General features: G+C 61.1%; 17 protein-coding genes. 10 read left to right on the plus strand and 7 right to left on the minus strand.

Annotated elements, in window-relative coordinates; genetic code table 11:
- Positions 1-57: 57 nt before the first annotated feature.
- Both hslO and PSCI_RS07200 read right to left on the minus strand, forming a co-directional pair.
- Positions 58-963 (minus strand): Hsp33 family molecular chaperone HslO, encoded by a 906-nt coding sequence (gene hslO, locus PSCI_RS07195; protein WP_045484698.1) that lies wholly within the window; start codon positions 961-963, stop codon positions 58-60.
- A gap of 73 nt (positions 964-1,036) precedes the next feature.
- Complete coding sequence (locus tag PSCI_RS07200; RefSeq protein ID WP_045484701.1) at positions 1,037-1,441, minus strand: RNA-binding S4 domain-containing protein; 405 nt, start codon at positions 1,439-1,441, stop codon at positions 1,037-1,039.
- A gap of 183 nt (positions 1,442-1,624) precedes the next feature.
- On the opposite strand from PSCI_RS07200, the gene rimA reads away from it, so the two are divergent.
- The 3 genes from rimA to rimK are packed head-to-tail and all read left to right on the plus strand — an operon-like array spanning position 1,625 to position 3,803.
- Positions 1,625-2,407, plus strand: coding sequence for a S6 modification regulatory phosphodiesterase RimA (gene rimA / locus PSCI_RS07205; protein WP_045484704.1), 783 nt, complete (start codon positions 1,625-1,627; stop codon positions 2,405-2,407).
- Between the two features lie 17 nt (positions 2,408-2,424).
- Positions 2,425-2,901 carry a retropepsin-like aspartic endopeptidase RimB gene (gene rimB, locus PSCI_RS07210; RefSeq protein ID WP_045484707.1) on the plus strand — a complete coding sequence of 159 codons (477 nt, stop codon included), beginning with the start codon at positions 2,425-2,427 and terminating at the stop codon, positions 2,899-2,901.
- Positions 2,898-3,803, plus strand: a complete 906-nt coding sequence (rimK, locus tag PSCI_RS07215) for a 30S ribosomal protein S6--L-glutamate ligase (RefSeq protein WP_045484710.1) — start codon at positions 2,898-2,900, stop codon at positions 3,801-3,803. The genes rimB and rimK overlap by 4 nt, the downstream gene beginning before the upstream one ends.
- A 112-nt stretch (positions 3,804-3,915) precedes the next feature.
- On the opposite strand, the gene PSCI_RS07220 is transcribed toward rimK, so the two are convergent.
- Both PSCI_RS07220 and ompR read right to left on the minus strand, forming a co-directional pair.
- Entirely contained in the window at positions 3,916-5,226 is a 1,311-nt protein-coding gene (locus tag PSCI_RS07220; protein ID WP_045484713.1) for an ATP-binding protein, read from the minus strand.
- 144 nt (positions 5,227-5,370) lie between these two features.
- Entirely contained in the window at positions 5,371-6,111 is a 741-nt protein-coding gene (gene ompR, locus PSCI_RS07225) for an osmolarity response regulator transcription factor OmpR (RefSeq protein ID WP_045484716.1), read from the minus strand.
- Positions 6,112-6,378: 267 nt separating this feature from the next.
- On the opposite strand from ompR, the gene PSCI_RS07230 reads away from it, so the two are divergent.
- The 3 genes from PSCI_RS07230 (at position 6,379) to gshA (ending at position 10,986) form a co-directional block, all read left to right on the plus strand.
- On the plus strand, positions 6,379-8,700 hold the full coding sequence (locus PSCI_RS07230; RefSeq protein ID WP_045484718.1) for a Tex family protein: 2,322 nt from the start codon (positions 6,379-6,381) through the stop codon (positions 8,698-8,700).
- Positions 8,700-9,083, plus strand: coding sequence for a PaaI family thioesterase (locus tag PSCI_RS07235; RefSeq protein WP_045484720.1), 384 nt, complete (start codon positions 8,700-8,702; stop codon positions 9,081-9,083). Before PSCI_RS07230 ends, PSCI_RS07235 begins: the two co-directional genes overlap by 1 nt.
- 313 nt (positions 9,084-9,396) lie before the next feature.
- Positions 9,397-10,986: a glutamate--cysteine ligase gene (gene gshA, locus PSCI_RS07240; protein WP_045484722.1), complete on the plus strand. Its 1,590-nt coding sequence runs from the start codon at positions 9,397-9,399 to the stop codon at positions 10,984-10,986.
- A gap of 118 nt (positions 10,987-11,104) precedes the next feature.
- Here the strand turns inward: gshA and argA are convergent, their stop codons facing one another.
- The gene (argA, locus tag PSCI_RS07245; RefSeq protein WP_045484725.1) at positions 11,105-12,406 is read right to left on the minus strand and encodes an amino-acid N-acetyltransferase; all 1,302 of its coding nucleotides are present in this window, start codon (positions 12,404-12,406) and stop codon (positions 11,105-11,107) included.
- Between the two features lie 126 nt (positions 12,407-12,532).
- A complete protein-coding gene (argE, locus tag PSCI_RS07250; protein WP_045484728.1) occupies positions 12,533-13,681 on the minus strand; it encodes an acetylornithine deacetylase in 1,149 nt (382 codons plus the stop codon).
- Between the two features lie 145 nt (positions 13,682-13,826).
- Between argE and PSCI_RS07255 the strand changes: the two genes are divergently transcribed.
- Positions 13,827-15,194: a CYTH domain-containing protein gene (locus PSCI_RS07255; protein WP_045484731.1), complete on the plus strand. Its 1,368-nt coding sequence runs from the start codon at positions 13,827-13,829 to the stop codon at positions 15,192-15,194.
- A 12-nt stretch (positions 15,195-15,206) separates the two neighbouring features.
- Here PSCI_RS07255 and PSCI_RS07260 read toward each other — a convergent pair whose 3' ends face one another.
- The gene (locus PSCI_RS07260) at positions 15,207-15,677 is read right to left on the minus strand and encodes an Lrp/AsnC family transcriptional regulator (protein WP_045484734.1); all 471 of its coding nucleotides are present in this window, start codon (positions 15,675-15,677) and stop codon (positions 15,207-15,209) included.
- A gap of 126 nt (positions 15,678-15,803) precedes the next feature.
- Between PSCI_RS07260 and PSCI_RS07265 the strand changes: the two genes are divergently transcribed.
- From PSCI_RS07265 to PSCI_RS07275, 3 genes are all read left to right on the plus strand, one after another.
- Positions 15,804-16,151, plus strand: coding sequence for a hypothetical protein (locus tag PSCI_RS07265; protein WP_045484737.1), 348 nt, complete (start codon positions 15,804-15,806; stop codon positions 16,149-16,151).
- A 100-nt stretch (positions 16,152-16,251) separates the two neighbouring features.
- On the plus strand, positions 16,252-18,036 hold the full coding sequence (locus PSCI_RS07270; protein ID WP_045484740.1) for a GspE/PulE family protein: 1,785 nt from the start codon (positions 16,252-16,254) through the stop codon (positions 18,034-18,036).
- A gap of 80 nt (positions 18,037-18,116) precedes the next feature.
- Positions 18,117-19,037 (plus strand): SPFH domain-containing protein, encoded by a 921-nt coding sequence (locus PSCI_RS07275; protein WP_045484743.1) that lies wholly within the window; start codon positions 18,117-18,119, stop codon positions 19,035-19,037.
- The last annotated feature ends 6 nt before the right edge of the window (positions 19,038-19,043 follow it).

Genomic DNA, 19,043 nt, shown 5'->3' on the forward strand with positions numbered 1-19,043 from the left:
GTCAGAACGTTATGAACGTGCTTGATCGTGTTCTGGAGGGTTCTATCGCCAGCAAAGTCAGTGGCGAGTAGTGGACGGCGAGTCGACGCCACCACCAGCAAACAGCTGAGTGACATCCGTGGAGTCGAACAGATAGCGTTCGTTACAGAACTGGCAGTCGATCTCGATGGCTCCGCCGTGCTCCTTGACCAGCTGCTGGGCGTCTTGCTCGCCCAGGCTGATCAGGGCGCTGCCGGAGCGCTCGCGTGAGCAACTGCAGCGGAAAGTGATCGGCTGCGTGTCAAACAGTCGCACCTGCTCCTGGTGATAGAGGCGGTGCAGCAGGGTCTCGTTATCAACCCCCAGCAGCTCTTCATCGCTCAGGGTATTGGCCAGGGTGACAACATGCTCCCAACTGGCAGCGCGCTCATCGGCATCGGTGATGCGCGCAACCGGCAGTTGTTGCAGCAAAAAGCCACGGGCGTTCTGGCCGTCGGCCTTGAGCCAGAAGCGTGTGCCAAGCTGCTCGGACATCACAAAGTAGCTCGACAGGCTTGCCGACAGATCGACACCGTCCAGCGCCACGATGCCCTGGTAGCGCTTGCCGTGCCGTGGATCGATGGTCATGGCCAGCGAGCCTTCAGGCATCAGTTGCTGCAAGCCGGTGGTCGCGTCAGTAATCAGCGCTTCGTCATAGCGGGCAATGCCGCGCAGTTCACGTTCGCTGGAGCATTCGACCATCAACAGCGGCACTGCGCCGCTGGAGCGCGCCTGCAGGGTCAGCAGGCCGTCGAACTTCAAGGTGCCGACCAGCAGCGCCGCCGCAGCCATCAGTTCGCCCAACAGACGCGCGACAGGCGCCGGGTACGGATGCCGGGCCAGCACTTCAGCGTAACTGCTGTGCAGGGCGACCAGCTCGCCGCGAACATCGCTCTCGTCAAAGATGAAGCGCTGGGTGAAGTCTTTTACAGGAGATTCAGACATAAAAGGGATAGGTTCTGATAAGAGTGAATGGCCAACAGTTTACCAGCAGAACCGGCATGCAACTGAAACCGGCTCAACCGCCCGAGCTGTCATGAAAGCGATCCAGTTGCCGACGTTGCTTCTTGTTCGGCCGCCCGTCAGTCATCACGCTCAGATTGCCGGCCTTGCGCTGGGCAGCCGCCGCCTCGCGATTGGCGATGCTTTGCGCGGTTTCGCGGTACAGGGCCTGGGCCTCGGGCGCGCCGCGCCGGACCACCGACAGCGCCTCGACCACCACAGTCCGCTCGTCAAAACCGGTACGGATCTGGAATTCATCGCCTACACGCGGTTCTTTGCCGGGCTTGCAACGTTCGCCCCGGCAGTGCACCTTGCCACTCTCGATCGCTGCCTTGGCCAGGGCACGGGTCTTGTAGAAGCGTGCCGCCCATAGCCATTTGTCGAGACGAACCTTGTCGTCGTCTTCTGCCTTTTGCGCCATCTGAATTTCTCATCTGCATGGCAATCTGAAGCATAACCAGGCCTGATACCTGAGCGCTCGCCACGATTGCCGGCGTTATTGGATCTGGGTCAGCAACGAACATGAAGTAACCGAACCCGGCTTGTCAAAACCACTCATCAAGAATCTGATAGAGCCGCTCACCCTTTGCCACTGGAGGATGTCATGACAAAGTTTCCGGATTCATTGACAGCCCCAAGACGCGGTTGTCAGGGGTGCACTGGCAGTCCAGCTCTGGGCTTCGACTTTGAGTATGCCTACCAACCGATCGTCGACCTGCGTGATCACTCAGTGTTTGCCCATGAAGCGTTGATACGCGGCCCCAATGGCGAGAGCGCACAAAGCGTGCTCGCTCAGGTCAACGACCAGAATCGCTACCGCTTCGACCAGAGTTGCCGTACCGCCGCTATCGCCGGCGCCGCCAGCATTGGAATGACCGAGCGCCTGTCGATCAACTTTCTGCCCAACGCGGTCTATCGTCCGGAGCTGTGCATCCGCAGCACTCTGGAGGCGGCGCGGCAGCACAATTTTCCGCTGGACAGGCTGATCTTCGAAACAGTCGAAGTCGAACATGTGGACAACGTGAAGCATTTGCAGAATATTCTGCGCGAGTATCAGGCGTTCGGCTTCATGACCGCCATCGACGACTTTGGCGCAGGCTATGCTGGGCTCAAGCTGCTGGCGGATTTTCAACCCGACCTGATCAAGCTCGACATGGACCTGATTCGTGACATTCATCTCGACCGGCCCCGTCAGGCCATTGCCCGTGCGGTGCTCAGCATGTGCACAGAGCTCAATATCATGGTGATTGCCGAAGGCATCGAGCATGTGGAGGAAAGAGACTTTCTCGCCGATTGCGGCGTTTTTCTGATGCAGGGTTACTTGTTTGCCAAACCTGCGTTCAAAGCCATGGCCCAGATTCGTCCCGAGGCCTGGCAGAAGTCCTGAGTAGTACGGAAATCGCCTTGAAGACATTCGATCATCTGACAGTAATCGGCCTGCGCGAGTGGGTGGCGCTGCCCGATCTGGGGGTAGCCGGCCTGCGGGCAAAAATCGACACCGGGGCCAGCACTTCAAGCCTGCACGCCACCGAGATCGAGCCTTTTGAACGCGACGGCCAGAAGTGGGTGCGCTTCAACGCGCACCTGGGCACGGTGGTGCAGTTGCGTCACCGACGCTGTGAAGCACCGTTGGTGGCCATGAAGACCATCAAGAGCTCCAACGGCCATGCACAGGTCCGTTACGTGATACGGACCACCCTGGCTTTGGGTGATCGCGTCTGGCCGGTGGAATTCACCCTGGCCTGTCGCAAGTCGATGCGTTATCGGCTGCTTTTGGGTTCCAACGCTCTGATCGACGGCCAACTGGTGGTCAATCCGGGCATTACATACGTACAAGACAAGCCGGTGTTCCCGGCCTCTACTCCCTCAGGTGCTGCATGAAGATCGCTGTGCTTTCGCGTAACCCGCGTCTGTATTCCACCCGCCGCCTGGTTGAAGCCGGTATCGAGCGCGGCCATGAAATGGTGGTGATCGACACCCTGCGCGCCTACATGAATATCGCCAGCCACAAGCCGCAGATTCACTATCGCGGCAAGCCGCTGGAAGGCTTCGATGCGGTGATTCCACGCATTGGCGCCTCGGTGACGTTCTATGGTTGTGCAGTGCTGCGCCAATTCGAAATGATGGGTGTGTTCCCGCTCAACGAATCAGTGGCAATCGCCCGTTCCCGAGACAAGCTGCGCTCTTTGCAGTTGTTGTCGCGGCGCGGCATTGGCCTGCCGGTCACCGGCTTTGCCCACTCACCAGACGACATTCCCGACCTGATCCGGATGGTCAACGGTGCACCGCTGGTGATCAAGGTACTGGAAGGCACCCAGGGGATCGGCGTGGTGCTGTGTGAAACCGTGTCGGCCGCCGAGTCGGTGATCGAGGCGTTCATGGGCCTCAAGCAGGACATCATGGTCCAGGAATACATCAAGGAAGCCGGTGGCGCGGATATCCGCTGCTTCGTGGTCGGCGACAAGGTCATCGCCTCGATGATGCGCCAGGCCAAGGCCGGCGAATTCCGCTCCAACCTGCACCGGGGCGGCACCGCCAGCCTGATCAAGATCACCCCTGAAGAGCGCATGACCGCCCTGCGCGCCGCCAAGGTCATGGGCCTGTCAGTGGCCGGCGTCGATATCTTGCGTTCCAATCACGGCCCGCTGGTGATGGAGGTGAACTCCTCACCGGGCCTGGAAGGCATCGAGACCACTACCGGCAAGGACGTCGCCGGGATGATCATCGAACACCTGGAGAAAAACAGCGGCCCCAACCTGACCCGCACCAAGGGCAAGGGCTGAGACAGGACCGACACGGGGCCAGCGTAGGACCGGCGTAGGACCGGCTTCAGCCGGGAAGCTTTTATTCCCCACGGCTATGGGTGAAGGAAAAGCTTCGGGGCTGAAGCCCCTCCTACACCGCGTCTCTTGGCAGCATCAGGCCCAGCGGCAGGCGGACACGAGCTTCCAGGCCGCCGCCGGAGCGGTTGCGCAGTTCTACGTTGCCGCCGTGCATCGCCGCGATACGTTTGACGATGGCCAGCCCCAGGCCAGTGCCCTTGCCGCTGCGAGCGCGGTCGCCGCGGATGAACGGGTTGAAGATGATTTCCAGCTCCGACGGGTCAATACCCGCACCCCGGTCCAGAACGCTGAGCACGACATAAGGGGCACCGTTATCGCCCGAGACGTAGGCTGCCACTTCGATGCCGGTGCCGGCATGGTGCATGGCGTTGCCGATCAGGTTGGTCAGCAGACGCTTCATCGACAGCCGACGCAAGGCGAACGGCGGGATCGGCTCTAGACATACCCGAATATGCTCATCGTCGCTGTTGAACGGCTCGACCACTTCACGCACCAGGTGGCCAAGATCGACCTCCTCAACCTCTTCGTCGCGCCCGTCACGAATGAACGCCAGAAACTGGTCGAGAATTGCGTCCATGTCTTCGATGTCGCGGACCATGCCGTCCAGAAACTCGTTCTTTTCGCTCATTTCCAGCGCCAGGCGCAGGCGGGTCAACGGTGTCCGCAAGTCATGGGAAACGCCGGCCAGCATCAGCTCGCGCTCCTGACCGGCCTGCTCAACGTCTTCAGCCATCTGGTTGAAGGCGCGATACACCTCGGTCATTTCGCTCGGCGTATCGCTGATCGGCAGCCTTACGCTGCGCCCCTTGCCAAGCTGGCGGGCGGCAAACACCAGACGTTTGAGCGGCTGGTTGAGCTGGCTGACGAAGATCCAGGCCGAGGCGGTGGAGAGCAAGCCGATGGCCAGGAACCAGCCCAGCACGCTCCAGATTTTCTGGCCGCGCAGCGGGTGTGGATAAAGCGGCACCTTGAGCCAGCCATCCCCCAGGCTCGGCGCGCGCACCCACAGCGCCGGCGGCGCGTGGACACGCAGGCGCACCTCGGTGTCTTCGCCCAGTTCAGCCTGCATCTGGCGCTGATAGATTTCGCTGTAGGGCCAGTGTTGCTCACCCTCGGGCACCCCGCCGCCGACCACCCGGATCAAACCGGCCGCCTCGGCAATGGCCTCCCGATCGTCTTCGTTGGCTGCCCAATAGGCGCGCAGGGTCAGCGCCACGCCGTGGCTGTACTGACGGTCGACCAGCACATCCTCGTTCATCAGCAGGTAGACCAGGGTCAGCGCCTTGGAAAACAGCACGACGATCAGCACCAGCCAAAGGGTGCGCGAGAAGAAGCTTTGCGGAAACCACAGCGGAGTCTTCATAGGTGCAGCGTTCACACTTTGCAGGGCGAGACAGGCTCGCGGTTTCTGTCAATCGAAACGACCGTTGCGCAAAGCCAAAAACGCCGATAACCCTTTACAGGGCTATCGACGCATCAACGGTATCGCGAAACGGGCAGTGAGCTATCAGCGAGCGCCGCTGCCGTCCGGTACAAATACATACCCCACACCCCAGACAGTCTGGATGTAGCGAGGCTTGGACGGGTCCGGCTCGATCAGGCGGCGCAGACGGGAAATCTGCACGTCGATGGAACGCTCAAGGGCATCCCACTCGCGGCCACGGGCCAGGTTCATCAGCTTGTCACGGGTCAGCGGCTCGCGGGCATGCATGACCAGCGCCTTGAGTACCGCAAACTCACCGGTGGTGAGCATGTGCACTTCATCGCCGCGCTTGAGCTCGCGGGTTGCCAGCGACAGTTCGTAGTCACCGAAGGTGACCGACTCTTCTTCACTGCCAGGCGCACCAGGAACGGCAGGCGCCTGGCGACGCAGGACAGCCTTGACCCGTGCCATCAGTTCGTCAGGGTTGAACGGTTTGGCCAGGTAGTCGTCGGCACCCAGCTCCAGGCCCTTGATGCGGCTCAGCTCATCACCCTTGGCGGTCAGCATGATGATCGGCACCTGATTATTCGCCGCGCGCAGCCGGCGGCAGGCGGAAAGGCCGTCTTCACCAGGCAGCATCAGGTCGAGCACCACAAGGTTGAACACCTCACGGGACAACAGGCGGTCCATTTGCTCGACATTGGCTACGGCGCGGGCGCGATAGCCCTTGCTGGTGAAAAAACGCTCCAGCAGGCTGCTCAACCCTGGGTCATCATCGACGATCAGGATTTTTTCGCCTTCGGCATTAAGTGCAGTGCTGCTCATCGGATGCTCCTATATTCACGGGGCGCATTATGGCGTAGCCGGGATGATGCGCATCGTGCGCATTGTTAGCAGATTTTACCGGATGCAGGATAAATGCTGGTGCCTGAACGCCAACAGATGATGCTGTGCATCGTCCAAATCCCCTAACGGGGCCTGGCTGGTTATAATGCGCCGCCCTTTTTCGGGCACTCTTTTAGTCAGGCAATGTCAGACAACGTTCGTTCGCAAACGATGGCAGTTCGCTAGTTATTTTGCTCAGGTGGTCTTATGGACAGCATCAACAGCCGCATCGCCGAGGAACTCGGTGTCCGCCCACTACAGGTCGAAGCGGCCGTAGCACTACTGGATGAAGGCTCGACTGTGCCGTTCATCGCCCGCTACCGCAAGGAAGTGACCGGTAGCCTCGATGACACGCAACTGCGTCATCTGGAAGAGCGTCTGCGCTATTTGCGCGAGCTCGACGAGCGCCGGGTCAGCATCCTTGCCAGCATTGAAGAACAAGGCAAGCTGACCCCGGAGCTGGCCCGCGAAATCAAGCTGGCCGACACCAAGACCCGTCTTGAAGACTTGTACCTGCCGTACAAACAGAAACGCCGCACCAAGGGCCAGATCGCCCTGGAAGCCGGCCTGGGCGAACTGGCCGACGGCCTGTTCAACGACCCCGGTCTGAATCCGGAAAGCGAAGCGGCGCGTTTCGTCGACGCCGAGAAAGGCGTGGCCGATGTCAAAGCGGCGCTCGAGGGCGCCAAATACATCCTCATGGAGCGTTTTGCCGAAGACGCCACCTTGCTCGACAAGCTGCGCGGGTTCCTCAAGCAAGAGGCGGTGTTCAGCGCCCGCGTGGTGCCCGGCAAGGAAGAAGAGGGCGCGAAATTTCGCGACTACTTCGAACACGACGAGCCGCTCAAAAACATGCCTTCGCACCGTGCCCTGGCGATTTTCCGTGGCCGCAATGAAGGCATCCTCAGCGGCACCCTGAAGGTCGGCGAAGAGTTACCCGGCAGCCTGCACCCCTGCGAGCTGATGATCGGCGAGCGCTTCGGCCTGAGCAATCAGAACCGGCCAGCCGATAAATGGCTGGGCGAGGTCGTGCGCTGGACCTGGAAGGTCAAGCTGTACAACCACCTGGAAACCGACCTGCTGGGCGAGTTGCGTGACAGCGCCGAAACCGAGGCGATCAACGTATTTGCCCACAACCTGCATGACTTGCTGCTCGCCGCGCCGGCCGGCCCGCGTGCCACGCTGGGCCTCGACCCGGGCCTGCGTACCGGTTGCAAGGTCGCCGTGGTCGACGCCACCGGCAAGCTGCTCGACCACGCCACGGTCTACCCCCATGTACCGAAGAACCAATGGGATCAGACCCTCGCCGTACTGGGTGCGTTGTGCACCAAGCACTCGGTGGACCTGATCGCTATCGGCAACGGCACCGCCAGCCGCGAGACCGACAAGCTGGCCATTGAGCTGATCAAAAAGTATCCAGCCCTGAAAATGACCAAAATCATGGTCTCCGAGGCCGGCGCTTCGGTGTACTCGGCGTCCGAACTGGCAGCGCGCGAGTTCCCGGACCTCGACGTGTCGATCCGTGGTGCCGTATCGATTGCCCGCCGCTTGCAGGATCCGCTGGCCGAACTGGTGAAGATCGATCCGAAATCCATCGGCGTTGGCCAGTACCAGCACGACGTCTCGCAGCTCAAGCTGGCTCGCGGCCTGGACGCGGTGGTCGAAGACTGCGTGAACGCCGTGGGCGTGGATGTGAACACCGCTTCGGTGGCACTGCTGTCGCGCATTTCCGGCCTGAACGCCACCCTGGCGCAGAACATCGTCAGCCACCGTGATGCCAATGGCGCGTTCAAGACCCGCAATGAACTCAAGAAAGTCAGCCGCCTCGGTGAGAAGACCTTCGAACAGGCCGCAGGCTTCTTGCGTGTGATGAACGGCGACAACCCGCTGGATGCTTCAGCGGTGCACCCCGAGGCTTACCCGTTGGTACAGCGCATTGCCGCGCAGACCGACCGCGACATCCGCTCGCTGATCGGCGACACCGCCTTCCTCAAGCGCCTGGACCCGAAGAAATTCACCGACGAAACCTTCGGCCTGCCGACCGTCACCGACATTCTCAGTGAGCTGGACAAACCCGGTCGTGACCCGCGTCCCGAGTTCAAGACCGCCGAGTTCCAGGAAGGCGTCGAAGACCTCAAGGACCTCAAGCTGGGCATGATCCTCGAAGGCGTCGTGACCAATGTCACCAACTTCGGTGCTTTTGTCGACATCGGCGTGCATCAGGACGGCCTGGTGCACATTTCTGCCTTGTCGGAGAAGTTCATCAAGGACCCGCGTGAAGCCGTCAAGGCCGGCGACGTGGTCAAGGTCAAGGTCATGGAAGTCGACATCCCGCGCAAGCGCGTCGGCCTGTCGATGCGCATGAGTGATACACCGGGCGAGAAAATCGACGGCGCTCGTGGCTCACGTCCGGGCGCTGCACCGCGCCAGACCAGCGCGGCGCCACGCAAGGAAAGCAGCACTGCGGCCCCGGCCAACAACGCCATGGCTTCGCTGTTCGCCAATGCCAAGCAGTTGAAGAAGCGTTGATGGAGATCCCCGAGGCGCTGACCCACAGCCCTTACCTGCGCATGCTCGGTTGCGAAATTCGCAGCCTGGGCGGCGGCGTTGCCGAAGTCGCACTGCCTCTGGAAGCGCACCTGCGCAACCGGGGCAACATGATGCATGGCGGGGCCATTTTCAGCCTGGTCGACATCGCCATGGGCCTGGCCTGCTCCAGCGCCCACGGCTTCGAGCAGCGCAGCGTGACCATCGAGTGCAAGATCAACTATGTGCGCGGGGTCAGCGAGGGCGAGGTGCTGTGCGTTGCCAGAGTCCTGCACGCTGGGCGCAGGACCCTGGTGGTAGAAGCCGAGGTGCTGCAGGCCGACAAACTGATCGCCAAGGCGCAGGGCACCTTCGCGATTGTCTGAGCGCCTGCCTGGCTCTTGGCAGACCTGACCGGTACGCAAGATCTGCGTCAGGGTAACCGCCACGCCCGACTCGGGCGTGGCGTTTTTTAGCTGGTAAAGATCGTAGGCAATCTAGCTGTACCCCCTCTGTTTAGGGTAATTTGCCGCTAATCCTGTCAAAAAAGTCGACAAATCGACTGCATGGCAAGCAACCGTGAATCTTGAGCCGGCGTTAAAGACCCAACCAGGCGACAACGCCAGTTCCTTTCTTCACCCTTGTAGACCGTCGGCTCTACCCCCATATGTGGGCGACCGATGTGTGAAGGAATCCACCTTGAGCGAATTTCTCAACCGCCGCCTGGCCGTGCTTGGCGAACGCACCAACCTCCCATTGCTGGGACAGTGCCTGCACGGAATCGAACGTGAATGCCTGCGCGTCACCGACCAGGCCGAACTGGCCCAGACCCCGCACCCGCAGGCGCTAGGCTCGTCGCTCACCAATGAGCAGATCACCACCGATTATTCCGAATCGCTCCTGGAGTTCATCACACCGGCGCTGAAAAACCCGGCAGATACCCTGGACAGCCTGGAAAAGATTCATCGCTTCGTTTACAGCAAGCTCGGTGACGAGTTGCTGTGGAGCCCGTCGATGCCATCGCCGCTGCCCGCCGAAGAAGCTATTCCGCTGGCGTATTACGGCACCTCGAACATCGGCAAACTCAAGTACGTGTACCGCAAGGGTCTGGCGCTGCGCTATGGCCGCACCATGCAGTGCATCGCCGGCATCCACTACAATTTCTCGCTGCCTGAAGCCGCCTGGAGCGTGCTCAAGCAGACCGAGAACTTTGCCGGTGATGACCGCGATTACCAGTCGCACTCCTATATTGCCCTGATCCGCAACTTCCGCCGCTACAGCTGGCTGCTGATGTACCTGTTCGGCGCTTCGCCGGCCCTGGACAAAGGCTTCCTGCGCGGTCGCAGCCATCAGTTACAGGCATTCGACGAGAACACCCTGTACCTGCCGTGGGCCACCAGCCTGCGCATGAGCGACCTGGGTTATCAGAGCGAGGCCCAGGCCGGCCTGACGCCGTGCTACAACGACCTGCAGAGCTACACCGACAGCCTGCGCCGCGCGGTCGCCACGCCTTATGCGCCCTATGTCGCAACCGGTACCCACGATGCCAACGGCGAGTGGGTGCAGCTCAACACCAACGTGCTGCAGATCGAGAACGAGTACTACTCCAACATCCGCCCCAAGCGGGTGACCTACACCGGCGAACGGCCGATCCAGGCGTTGATCGCTCGTGGCGTGCAATACGTCGAGGTGCGCTGCCTGGACATCAACCCGTTTCTGCCGACCGGTATCAATCTGGAGCAGGCGCGCTTCATCGACGCCTTTATCCTGTTCTGCGCGCTGCAAGAGAGTCCGCAGCTGTCCAGCGGCGAATGCGGCAATGCGGGCAACAACTTCCTCAGCGTGGTCAAGGAAGGTCGTCGGCCGGGCCTGCAGCTGCAACGCGGCGGCTCGCCAGTTGAACTCAAGCACTGGGCCACTGAACTGCTGGAAAAGATCGCGCCTATCGCGCAGTTGCTCGACCAGGCCAGCGGCAGCGACGAACACTGTCGTTCACTGATCGCGCAGCAGGCCAAGATAGACGATCCTGAACTGACCCCGTCGGCCCGGATTCTTGCCAGCATGCGCGAGCACAACGATGGCTTCGCGGCCTTCTCGTTGCGCCAGAGCAAGCTCCATGCCCAATACTTCCGCGCTCACCCTCTGAGCACAGAAGATCAGGCGCACTTCGAAAAGCTGGCACAGACCTCGCTGAATGAACAGGCCGAGCTTGAAGCCAGCGAAGAAGTGGTGGATTTCGACACCTTTGTCGGTGCCTATCAGGCGAGCATTCTGTCGATCAGTAATTGATCGATTTTCGCGGCTGTTTTTGTCTTCGCGGCTAAAGCCGCTCCTACAGACGGTTGATATCCGTAGGAGCGGCCGGACGGCGATCCGCTTCAGCCGCGAAATCCTGTTACCGGAAACCCTAAATCGCTTTCTCGAAGATCTTCGAATTACGCTGGTAGTTGTACAGCGATGCCCTGGCGCTGGGCAGGCGGTCGACACTGCTGGGCTCGAAGCCGCGCTCGCGGAACCAGTGGGCGGTACGGGTGGTAAGAACGAACAGCGTGGTAATGCCCAGGGCACGGGCACGGTCTTCGATGCGTTCGAGCAACTCGTCACCGCGACCGCCATGGCGGTACTCGGGATTGACCGCAAGGCACGCCAGCTCGCCCGCCTGGGAGTCGGCAATCGGGTAGAGCGCCGCACAGGCAATGATCATCCCTTCACGTTCGACCACGCTGAACTGCTCGATCTCGCGCTCCAGCACTTCACGCGAGCGGCGGACCAGAATGCCCTGCTCTTCCAACGGCGTGATCAGCTCGATCAGGCCACCGACGTCTTCGATACCGGCTTCACGTACACGCTCGAATTGCTCCTGAGCGACCAGGGTGCCGCCACCGTCGCGGGTGAACAGTTCGGTCAACAGCGAGCCGTTCTCGACGTAGCTGACGATATGGCTACGGCCCACCCCGCCACGGCACGCTTCGGCCGCCGCGTCGAGCAGTTCGGCCTGGTAGCTGCTGCTGCCCAGCCGTTGCAGATGCGCCGGGACCTGCTGCGGACGCAGTTCACGAACCAGCCTGCCGCTGTCGTCCAGCAAGCCTTGTTCGGCGCCGAACAGCAGCAGTTTGTCGGCCCCCAGATCAATCGCCACCCGAGTTGCGACATCTTCACAGGCCAGGTTGAACACCTCACCGGTGGGCGAATAGCCCAGCGGCGACATCAACACGATATGGCGCTCGTCAAGCAGACGGTTGATACCTTTACGGTCGACCCGGCGTACTTCGCCGGTGTGCAGATAATCAACACCGTCGAGCACACCGATTGGCCGGGCAGTGACCAGGTTGCCACTGGTCACCCGCAGGCGCGAGCCCTGCATCGGCGAGTTGGCGATGTCCATCGACAGCTTGGCTTCGATGGCGATGCGCAGGCCACCCACTGCGTCGATCACGCACTCCAACGTCTCGGCATCGGTAATGCGCAGGTCGCGGTGGTAGCGTGGCTGCAGGCCGCGCTGGGCCAGGCGGTTTTCAATCTGTGGGCGGGTGCCATGCACCAGCACCAGACGCACGCCCATACTGTGCAGCAGCACCAGGTCGTGGACGATATTGCCGAAGTTCGGGTGTTCGATCCCGTCGCCGGGCAGCAACACCACAAAGGTGCAGTCCCGGTGGGCATTGATATAAGGAGACGCGTGACGCAGCCAGTTGACGTATTCGGGCATAACCGTAAAAGCCTGTAAAAAGTTGGACGAAAGACAGAAACACGCACAACGCAGTGGTGGTTATCGTCGGAACAGGCCTGGCAACACGCGCAGTCTCCTTATGTTTGTGAATTTGGACCGGAGCGCTTATTGGGGCGTCAGGCAGTAATGTTCAATCAGTTGTCTCAACAGACGCACTGTAGGCTGCAAACGTGACATTTCCAGATACTCGCCCGGCTGGTGCGCACAGGCGATGTCGCCAGGGCCGAGTACCAGCGTCTCGCAGCCAAGCTGCTGAAGATAAGGCGCTTCGGTGCCAAATGCCACCGCTGCGGCCGTATGACCTGTCAGACGCTCGGCCAGCCGGACCAGTTCCGCATCGGCCGGCTGCTCGAACGGCGAGCACTCGGGGAACAGCGGCTGGTAGTCGATGCTGACCTGATGACGCTCGGCCAGCGGTTGTAGTTTCTGACGAATCAGCGAGCGCAAAATTTCGGGGTCCATGCCCGGCAGTGGCCGCAGGTCGAACTCCAGCGAGCACTGGCCACAGATGCGGTTGGGGTTGTCACCGCCATGAATGCAGCCCAGGTTGAGGGTCGGCTGCGGCACGCTGAATTGCGGATTGTGGTACTCGGCCTGCCATTGCGCGCGTAAACCCTTGAGGTCGCTGATCACATCGTGCATCGCTTCCAGCGCACTATGGCCCAGACGCGGATCGGAGGAATGGCCGCTGCGCCCGAGGATATCGATACGCTCCATCATCACGCCTTTGTGCAGACGAATCGGTCGCAGCCCGGTCGGCTCGCCGATCACCGCCCCACGTCCCAGAGGCCGCCCCGCCTCGGCCAGGGCACGGGCCCCGGCCATCGAGCATTCTTCGTCACAGGTGGCCAGAATCAACAGCGGCTGCTTGAACGGCTGGTCCAGCAGAGGCAGTACCGCCTCGATGATCAGCGCGAAGAAGCCTTTCATGTCGCAGCTGCCCAAGCCGACCCAGCGACCGTCAACTTCTGTGAGCTTCAGCGGATCGGTCTGCCACAGGGCCTCGTCATAGGGCACGGTGTCGCTGTGCCCGGCCAGCACCAGACCGCCAGGGCCACTGCCGTAGGTGGCGAGCAGGTTGAACTTGCCGGGCGAAATGGTCTGGATTTCACAGGCGAAGCCCAGTTCATCGAGCCAGCCGGCCAGCAGGTCGATGACCGGCCGGTTGGACTGATCCAGCGCCGGCTGGGTGCAACTCACCGAGGGGGTGGCGATCAGCGCAGCGAACTGCTCTTTCATGGATGGCAAAGGCATGGATGACGGTTCCTTGAGGCTTGCGGACCATCATAGGGGTATAACGCGTCAGGAATAAACCGCCTGCGTCCTGTAAACTACAGCGCTTCGCCGCCATGCCCATGGCTGCCCGTTCACCAGCACCCGCGTTTGGATCGCCCCGGCCATGCAGAAAGAAACCGAAATCAAACTCCGCGTCAGCCGCGAGACCCTCGCCGCCCTGCGCGATCACCCCCTGCTGAAAAAACGCAACAAGAGTGGCTGGGAGCGCCTGGAACTGACCAACCAGTATTTCGACACCCCGGAGCGCGATCTGGCCCGGGCCAAGGTCGCGCTGCGCATCCGTCGCGATGGCGAGCAACTCATCCAGACCCTCAAGACCCGTGGCCAGAGCGTCGCCGGGCTGTCCGAGCGCAATGAATTCAACTGGGATATCGCCAAACCCAAGCTGGACCTGAAAAAGCTCGACGGCCAATGCTGGCCCGAGCAACTGGCCGAACTGGACAAGAAAACCATCAAACCGCTGTTCACCACCGACTTCGTGCGTGAAAAAGCCGAAATCGCCTGGGGCCGTGGCAAGGCCAAGGTGGTGATTGAAGCCGCCCTGGATCTGGGTCAGGTGGTGGCCGGCAAGCAGAAAGAAGAAATCTGCGAGCTGGAGCTGGAACTGCGCGAAGGCGAGCCTGACGCATTGCTGGAACTTGCCGCCGAGCTGGCCGCCAGCCTGCCATTGATGCCATGCGATATCAGCAAGGCCGAGCGCGGCTATCGCCTGTTCGACGCCGGCAGTTATTCGCTGAGCCTCAAGGCTCCGCAACTGACGGCCGAAACCAGCCTGGACGACGCCTACACTGCCCTGGCCTGGCACCTGCTGGGCAGCAGCCAGCGGCTGGCCGAGCAGTACCGTTTCAACGGCCACTGGCGCCTGCTGCAAGAGTGGGTCGGGCTGCTGGCTGAGCTGCGCGCCCTGACCGGCAGCCTGGGCCAGTGCGCCCCGCGCAGCACCACCAACAGCCTGCGAACTGCACTGGATGCGCTGCTCGAAGACTGGCGCCCGCTGGTCCAGGCCGGCCAGGAAGATGCTGACGTGCGTAGCGCCGCCCACGAGCAGTTCCTTGAAGAGCTGCAAGACACGCGCTGGGGCGAATTCTCGCTGAGCACCTCACGCTGGCTGCTGGCTCGCGGCTGGACCGTCGAGCGCAACAAGCGCGGCGCACGCCTGGGCGTCGTGCCGCTGGGCAACTGGCTGCCGACCCTGCTGGCCGCCGAGGCCAGCGCACTGCAACTGGACCGCTACCAGCAGCAACCTGAAGACCTGGCCGAGCAATTGCCGCGCATCGAGCGCATCCAGGTCTGGCTGCACTGGGCCCGTGGCGTGCTGGAACTGCCCGAGCTGGATCGCCTGTACGGCGAGTTGAACAAGCTGGAGCAACTGGCCAACCAGGACATCAGCGACGAAGTGCTTGCCGAACGTGTCAGCCAGGCGCTGATCGTCACCCAGACCAAGGCCTGGAGGCAGTTGTTGCGCGGCTGAGGGTCCTGCCGCTCAACGTCCTAACGGTAAACTGGTGGTGGATTTGATCTCCGACAGGGCCACGATCGAATTCACTTCCTGGATCCCAGGGACCATCGACAGCTTGTCGAAGAAAAACTTCTCATAGGCTTCGATATCAGCGGTGACGATGCGCAACAGAAAGTCCACCGCCCCCATCAGCACGTAACACTCCAGCACCTCAGGAAACTCACGGATCGCGTCGGTGAATTCGGCAAAATTCGAACGGCCATGGGCATTGAGTTTCACTTCGGCAAAGATCTGCGTGTCCAGACCAATCTTCTTGCGGTCCAGCAGGGTCACCTGACGGCGGATCACCCCTTCATCCTTGAGCCGCTGAATGCGTCGCCAGCACGGTGATTGTGACAGCCCTACCTGCTCGGCAACCTGCGCACTGGACAGCGAAGCGTCCTCTTGCAGCAGCTTGAGGATCTTGCGGTCATAGGCATCCAGCTCAGTGTGCATAAACAATTCTCTTTGATAGCTAATCTTGCTTTATCAATCCAAAATAAAGCCTGCAACCGCGATCATAGACCAGTATTTTCCCGATACGCATGCAAGAATTTCCTCACTTGCCCAGGAGACTCACGCATGTCCAGCCTCGAAGCCTTTCCCGCTCCCGCCCACCGTCCAGATAGCTGGGCCGCCGGTAATGTTCATTGCTGTGTCCGCTACCGGGTGCTGGCCGATGCCCAACCGGCGCTGTTGTGTCAGGTCCTGAACCTGCTCGCCATGCAGTATCTGGTGCCTCTTGAGGTCAATGTGCTGCGCCAGGACGACTGCCTGCGAATCGACGTGGCCGTCGACGGCCTGAGCGGGCATCGCGCGCAGGTCATCGGCGAAAAAATGCGTAACCTGATCGACGTCGAATCGGTCCAGTTACACAGGCTCGAACAGCCGCCGCAGCTGGCTCATGCAGCGGCATTGATCAGCGCGTGAGGGGGTAACACAAGACATTCCTGTTCACACAAGGGGGATAACACTGGCACCCTTGGGGTCTACGCTTGGATCAATTCCCGGACTCGCCCAAGGAACCTGCATGGCTGTTCACGCCCATACCCCAACAGACCGCTGGCTCGACCTGAACGATCTGTTGCGCGAGCTGGTCGCACAGAATCATCTGAGCCAGACCGATGCCGAGGCGGCTGTCACCCAACGCCGCAGTGCCGCGAATATTCAGTTGCATCCGCTGGAATTTCTGGCCACCCAGCAATTCGACGACCTGGCGCGGCCGGGGCGCAAACTCGATCTGGAAACACTCACCGCCTGGCTCGCCGAGCAATGCGGCCAGCCATACATGCGCATCGACCCGCTGAAGATCAACGTGGCAGCCGTCACACCATTGATGTCCTATGCCTTTGCCCAGCGCCACCGGATTCTGGCCGTGGCCGTGGATCGCGAGGCGGTGACCATCGCCAGCGCCCAGCCCTATGTCAGCTCCTGGGAAGCCGACCTGTCACACGTACTCAAGCTGCCAATCAAGCGGGTAGTCGCCAACCCGGTCGATATCCAGCGCATGACCGTCGAGTTTTTCCGTCTGACCCGCTCGGTCAGCGGTGCCACGGCCACTGATCAGAAAATCAGCAATCTGGGCAACTTCGAACAATTGCTCAAACTCGGCTCCAGCGATCAGGAGCCCGATGCCAACGATGCGCATATCGTCACCATCGTCGACTGGCTGTTTCAATACGCATTCCAGCAACGCGCCAGCGATATCCATATCGAACCACGCCGGGAAAGCGGCACCGTGCGTTTTCGCATCGACGGCGTGCTGCATAACGTCTATCAATTCCCGCCGCAGGTCACCATGGCGGTGGTCAGCCGCCTGAAAAGCCTGGGCCGGATGAACGTCGCAGAAAAGCGCAAACCCCAGGATGGCCGGGTCAAGACCAGCACCCCGGATGGCAATGAGGTCGAACTGCGCCTGTCGACCCTGCCCACCGCGTTCGGTGAAAAACTGGTGATGCGGATCTTCGACCCCGAAGTGCTGCTCAAGGACTTCGACCAACTGGGTTTTTCCAGCGACGACCTGCGCCGCTGGCAGGGCATGACCCGCCAGCCCAACGGGATTATTCTGGTCACCGGGCCGACCGGGTCCGGCAAAACCACCACCCTGTACACCACGCTCAAGCAACTGGCGACCACGGAAGTCAACCTGTGCACCATCGAAGACCCCATCGAGATGGTCGAGCCGGCCTTCAACCAGATGCAGGTCCAGCACAATATCGACCTGACCTTTGCCAGCGGCATCCGGGCACTGATGCGCCAGGACCCGGACATCATCATGATCGGCGAGATTCGCGACCTGGAAACCGCTGAAATGGCCATTCAGGCCGCGCTGACCGGGCACCTGGTGCTCTCGACCCTGCACACCAACGATGCCCCCAGCGCCATCAGCCGCATGCTCGAACTGGGTGTGCCACACTACCTGCTCAAAGCCACGATTCTCGGGGTCATGGCCCAGCGCCTGGTGCGCACCCTGTGCCCGCACTGCAAAGCGCCGGTAGAGCTTGATGAGGCCGACTGGCAGGTGCTGACCCGCCCCTGGCAGGCACCGGTGCCCAGCGGTGCCTGCCGGGCCGTAGGCTGCGTCGAATGCCGGGACACCGGTTACCGGGGTCGCGCCGGGGTGTACGAAATCATGCTGATGTCCGACGCAGTCAAGGGGCTGATTTCTTCTGACCTGGACCTCACCGGGCTGCGCCGTCAGGCGTTCAAGGAGGGCATGCGTAGCCTGCGCCTGTCGGGCGCGCAAAAAATTGCAAATGGTTTGACAACAATTGAAGAAGTCCTGCGGGTGACGCCGCAAAGCGAGCAACGCTAGTATCCGCGGCTTGGTGTCGATGCTCCATCCCACCGGCACCGGCCTGACAAGGATGGAACCTGCAAAAGGATAAGGACGTTATGCCAACCGAAAGCATCGTCATTCTGCTATTTGTCGCGCTGGCAATTGCCATTGTATTGATGGGTTTCAAAGTGGTGCCTCAGGGTTATCAGTGGACCGTGGAGCGCTTCGGCCGCTACACCACTACCCTCAAGCCTGGCCTGAGCATCATCATCCCGGTGATGGACCGCATCGGGCACAAGATCAATGTGATGGAAAGCGTGCTCGATGTCCCGCCCCAGGAAGTCATTACCTCTGATAACGCCACGGTTGAAATCGACGCGGTGTGCTTCTACCAGGTAGTCAATGCCGCGCAAGCCGCCTACGAGGTCAACAACCTTCAACATGCCATCCGCAACCTGCTGCAGACCAACATCCGTACCGTACTCGGCTCCATGGAGCTGGACGCGATGCTCAGCCAGCGTGACAACATCAACGAACGCCTGCTGAGCATCGTCGATGAAGCCACTGCGCCATGGGGCACCAAGATCACCCGGATCGAGATCAAGGACATCAGCCCGCCGCAAGACCTGATGGCCGCGATGTCCGGGCAGATGAAAGCCGAACGGATCAAGCGCGCGCAGATTCTTGAGGCTGAAGGCCTGCGGGCCTCGGCGATCCTGACCGCCGAGGGCAAGAAGCAGGCGCAGATTCTCGAAGCCGAAGGCAGCCGTCAGGCGGCCTTTCTTGAAGCTGAAGCCCGTGAGCGTCAGGCCGAAGCAGAAGCCCAGGCTACCCGAGTGGTGTCCGAAGCGATTGCCACCGGCAACGTGCAGGCCATCAACTACTTCGTCGCCCAAAAGTACGTCGAAGCGCTTGGCCAGCTGGCATCAGCCGACAACAGCAAAGTCGTGCTGATGCCGCTGGAGGCGACTCAGGTGATCGGTGCCGTGGGCGGTATTGGCGAGATCGTCAAAGCCACGTTCGATCGCAAGGCCTGAGGCACA

This window comes from Pseudomonas sp. StFLB209 (assembly GCF_000829415.1).
Classification (GTDB): Bacteria; Pseudomonadota; Gammaproteobacteria; order Pseudomonadales; family Pseudomonadaceae; genus Aquipseudomonas.